At 64.5% G+C, this 3,901-nt stretch carries 5 protein-coding genes and 1 pseudogene; 3 read left to right on the top strand and 3 right to left on the bottom strand.

Annotated elements, in window-relative coordinates; genetic code table 11:
• Nucleotides 1–477: response regulator (locus EOA33_RS27125; RefSeq protein ID WP_145989303.1), on the top strand; the 477-nt coding region annotated here is incomplete at its 5' end.
• Between the two features lie 34 nt (nt 478–511).
• Here EOA33_RS27125 and EOA33_RS27120 read toward each other — a convergent pair.
• Nucleotides 512–1,144 (bottom strand): TetR family transcriptional regulator, encoded by a 633-nt coding sequence (locus EOA33_RS27120; RefSeq protein WP_126059246.1) that lies wholly within the window; start codon nt 1,142–1,144, stop codon nt 512–514.
• A 93-nt stretch (nt 1,145–1,237) separates the two neighbouring features.
• Here EOA33_RS27120 and EOA33_RS27115 point away from each other — a divergent pair, with 93 nt between their 5' ends.
• Nucleotides 1,238–1,894: an O-methyltransferase gene (locus tag EOA33_RS27115; protein ID WP_126056571.1), complete on the top strand. Its 657-nt coding sequence runs from the start codon at nt 1,238–1,240 to the stop codon at nt 1,892–1,894.
• A gap of 45 nt (nt 1,895–1,939) precedes the next feature.
• On the opposite strand, the gene EOA33_RS27110 is transcribed toward EOA33_RS27115, so the two are convergent.
• Nucleotides 1,940–2,599 carry a response regulator transcription factor gene (locus EOA33_RS27110; RefSeq protein WP_127407038.1) on the bottom strand — a complete coding sequence of 220 codons (660 nt, stop codon included), beginning with the start codon at nt 2,597–2,599 and terminating at the stop codon, nt 1,940–1,942.
• A gap of 100 nt (nt 2,600–2,699) precedes the next feature.
• A complete protein-coding gene (locus tag EOA33_RS27105; protein ID WP_127407037.1) occupies nt 2,700–3,137 on the bottom strand; it encodes a hypothetical protein in 438 nt (145 codons plus the stop codon).
• Nucleotides 3,138–3,306: 169 nt separating this feature from the next.
• Between EOA33_RS27105 and EOA33_RS40850 the strand changes: the two are divergent.
• Nucleotides 3,307–3,654 (top strand): annotated as a pseudogene (locus EOA33_RS40850) (DUF952 domain-containing protein); the annotation flags it as partial.
• Nucleotides 3,655–3,901: the final 247 nt, after the last annotated feature.

The raw sequence follows: 3,901 nt of genomic DNA, 5'->3' as shown, positions 1-3,901 counted from the left end.
CCCGGCAAAGGCACGCGCTTCTCCGTCATCCTGCCGGTGGCCGCGGTCGCGGCTCCCCGGCGCGAGATCGAGAAGGCGCCGGCGCGCGTGGCCTCCTCGCTTGCCGGCCTCAAGGTGCTGTGCATCGACAACGATGCCCGCATTCTCGACGGCATGCGGCTGTTGCTCGAAGGCTGGGGCTGCCATGTCGAAACGCTCACCGGCGCCTGGCAGGTGGCGGGATCGGCGGAGAGCCGGCCAGACATCGTGCTGGCGGACTATCATCTCGACAGCGGCACCGGGCTCGACGCGATCGCGACGCTGCGAGCGCTTCACGGCCAGGATTTGCCGGCCGTGCTGGTCACGGCCGACCGATCGAGCGAAGTGCGCGCATCGGCAGGCCGGCTCGACGTGCCGGTGATCAACAAGCCGCTGAAGCCGGCCGTGCTGCGCTCGATGATAGCGCGGATTAGGCCGCTGTCTTCGGCGGCGGAATAGCCGCGCCTGCTTACAACACAGGCCCAGCCCTGTCTCAGCGGTGTCCAAGGCTTGCGATGTAGGCGCAGAACATGTCGGCCATGGCATCGGCGTAGGCTTCGATCTCCGCGTCGGTGCGCGGGCTTGCCGAAAAATCCTTTCCCGCCGCGCTCAACGTCATCGTGATCAGATCGCCGGCCAGGTCCTGGGTTGCTTGCGGGGTCCCGGGCAGAACTTCGCGGAGGAAAGCCTGGACGGTGCGCTCACCCGAGGCCCTTGCCTCGTGCGCCTCGGGCGCGTCGCGGTAGAGTGGGGCGGCGTCATTGAGTGCCACGCGCACGGCAGCTTCCTCGCACTCCGAGCGGATAAAGGCATGGACCAGCGTGCGCATCCGCTCCAGCGGCGGCCGCTTGTCGTCCTCCAATATGGTGCGCAGCAAACCGCCCGTCTGCCGCCATTCATCGCTCTGCAGCCTGAACAGCAGCGCTGCCTTGTTGGGGAAATATTGGTAAAGCGAGCCGACGCTCACGCCGGCCCTTTCTGCCACGCGCGTGGTGGTGAAGCGCTGGGCGCCCTCACTCGCCAGAACCTGAACAGCAGCCTCCAGGATCGCCGAAACAAGTTCCGTCGCGCGAGCCTGCTTGGGCTGCTTTCGCGAGGAAATAGAAAGGCTTAAGCGTTCGGTCATGGCGCGGCCGGGTAATGCGAATTGGAAACCTGAAGGATTATTCGTATTTTCAGCACAACACAAGAACACAGCCATTTTCGATTGGAGACTTCGATGATCACGCTCACAAACGCCCCGCTTGCACCCCTGCTCGCCCGCCTGTTCAAGGAAGCCGAGACCGCAACCAGCCCGGCGATGGCCGGCATCTCGCACGACGAGCGGGAACGCCTGCTGCGCAGCAAGACCGAGTATATCGATCTCTACGGGCGGCTGAGGGATTTGTGGCTCGCTGTCTCGCCGGAAACCGGCACGCTGCTTTATATGCTGGCACGCAGCAGCGGCGCGCGCGTCATCATCGAGTTCGGCACCTCGTTCGGCATCTCGACGCTCTATCTTGCCGCGGCGCTCAGGGACAATGGCGGCGGCCGCCTGATCACCACCGAGTTCGAGCCGTCCAAGGTGGTCCGCGCCAAGGCAAATCTGACGGAGGGCGGCCTCATCGACCTGGTGGAAATCCGCGAGGGCGATGCGTTGCAGACGCTGAGGGCCGACCTGCCCGACGCGATAGACCTTCTATTGCTGGATGGCGCCAAGGCGCTCTATCCGGAAATCTTGAGCCTGGTCGAGAGCCGGTTGAAACCGGGCGCGCTGGTCATCGCCGACAATGCCGACCTCTCTCCCGAATATCTGGAGCGCGTGCGCTCGCCGGCATCGGGCTACATCTCCACCCCTTTCGGCGACGATGTCGAGCTGTCCGTGCGGCTCAGATGAACAAGCCTCGGTACAAGCAGCTGATGCTGCTTCGACGGCCGCCAATCAGCTCGCAGGTTGCAGCGGGTCGCCGCCGATCCGGGAGAGCTGGATCACCGCCTGGGTGCGGCTGTCGACGCCGAGCTTCTGCAGGATGGCCGAGACATGCGCCTTGATCGTCGCCTCGGAGACGCCAAGCTCATAGGCGATCTGCTTGTTGAGCAGGCCTTCGGCCAGCATGCCGAGCACACGCGTCTGCTGCGGCGTCAACGCCTGCAGGCGCCTGATCAGGTCGGAGATCTCGGGATCGCGCTCGACGCCGAGATCGATACCGACGGGCGCGGCGATATCGCCGGCCAGCACCGCCTGCACGGCACGGCGGATTTCCTCCATGCTGGCCGATTTGGAGATGAACCCGGAGGCGCCGAGGTCGAGCGCGCGGCGGATCGTCACCGGGTCATCATGCGCCGAGACCACGATCAGCGGCACGGCCGGATGAACGCCACGCAGCGAGATCAGGCCGGACAGGCCGCTGGCGCCCGGCATCGACAGGTCGAGCAGCACCAGATCGATATCCTCATTGGCCACGACCAGCGCCTTTGCGCTTTCGAAATCGCCGGCCTCGTGGATGGCGGCGACGTCGCCGATGCCGGCAAGCGCCTCCTTCAGCGCACCGCGAAAAAGCGGATGATCGTCGGCGATGACGAAAGTGTAACCCGACGGCAAACAGTCCTCCCCGAATCCCGGCATTGCTGTTGTGCTTTTTACGGGATCGGATCGATTATGCGGCGATATCGGCCGTTTTCAAGCGGCAAAGGCCGGGCGTTCAGGTCTTTTGCTGGTTGAGCCTGGCGCCGTCGTCGCCATTCTCCTTGTCCATATCCTTGACGATGTCCTTGAACGTCCGGAAGAACTGCTCCATGTAGCCCAACGTCTTGTTGAAATCCTCTTCGCTCGGCAGCTGTGATTCCAACCGGGCGGAAAGCGAGTTCTCAAGCTTGGCGACACGCTCGTCCAGCGCCTTGACCGAGGTCTGCAGCTTGTCGACCTCGTCCTGGAAGGCGGCGCGTTCGTCGGCCGCCATCTTGCAGACGAGCTGGCCGGAGCGCTCTTCGCAGATCGACATGGCGCCGGTCTGGGTGTCCATGCGGATATAGCCATTAGCCGACTTTTCCAGCCGGTAGCGATCGGTTTCCCCGGAAAAGGCCGACACGGCGACCAGCGAGAAAAGTGCCGCTGGGATCAGTATGTACTGCGGACGCATGTTGTCCTCCATGAGCCAGTCTATGCAACCCTATCACAGCTTTGCGCCGGAAGTGGGGAAGAGTCGTTCCTTGCCTCGACGCAGGCTACCGCCGGAAAAACCGTGCAACACTTTTCCAGACCTTGCCTGCACCCTTTCCCGCGCGGTTCGTTCGGACTATAGCGCAGCCATGTCTCAGTTTATCTACAAGATCGCGCCAGAAGCGCTCTGGCGCGAGGCGGAGCGAAGCGGCCGCTTCACCGGCGCGCCGATCGACGTCGCCGATGGCTTCATCCATTTCTCGACCGCCGATCAGGTGCGGGAGACGGCGGCCAGGCATTTTGCCGGCCAGACCGGCCTGCTGCTGATCGCCATCGATGGCGACCGCCTCGGCGGTGCCCTGAAATACGAGGTCTCGCGCGGCGGCGCGCTGTTCCCGCATCTCTACGCGCCGCTCGATCTCTCAGCAGTCCTTTGGATCCGTCCCCTGCCGCTCGGCGCCGACGGCCGGCATGAGTTTCCCGACCTGGAGACGGAAATGAGCATGCTCGACCGTATCGGCCAGAAACTGCTGTTCACGCTCGATCCGGAAACGGCACATGGCCTGTCCATCGCCGCGCTCCGATGCGGCTTGCCGGTCGCCCCGCGCGCGCCGCGCGACGAGCGGCTGAAGCTGCGCGTCGCAGGCCTCGATTTCCCCAACCCGCTCGGCATGGCGGCGGGCTACGACAAGAATGCCGAGGTGCCGGACGCACTGCTCGGCCTCGGCTTCGGCTTCGCCGAGG

Origin of the sequence: Mesorhizobium sp. M4A.F.Ca.ET.050.02.1.1 (assembly GCF_003997725.1) — a bacterium.
GTDB lineage: Bacteria > Pseudomonadota > Alphaproteobacteria > Rhizobiales > Rhizobiaceae > Mesorhizobium.
The sequence above is the reverse complement of the archived record's forward strand: the minus strand, read 5'-3'. Positions and strand labels throughout refer to the sequence as shown.

Excerpts from the sequence above, each read along its gene's own strand:
- EOA33_RS27120 (WP_126059246.1), bottom strand. The coding sequence starts at position 1,144 with ATGACCGAACGCTTAAGCCTTTCTATTTCCTCGCGAAAGCAGCCCAAG.
- EOA33_RS27115 (WP_126056571.1), top strand. The coding sequence starts at position 1,238 with ATGATCACGCTCACAAACGCCCCGCTTGCACCCCTGCTCGCCCGCCTG.
- EOA33_RS27105 (WP_127407037.1), bottom strand. The coding sequence starts at position 3,137 with ATGCGTCCGCAGTACATACTGATCCCAGCGGCACTTTTCTCGCTGGTC.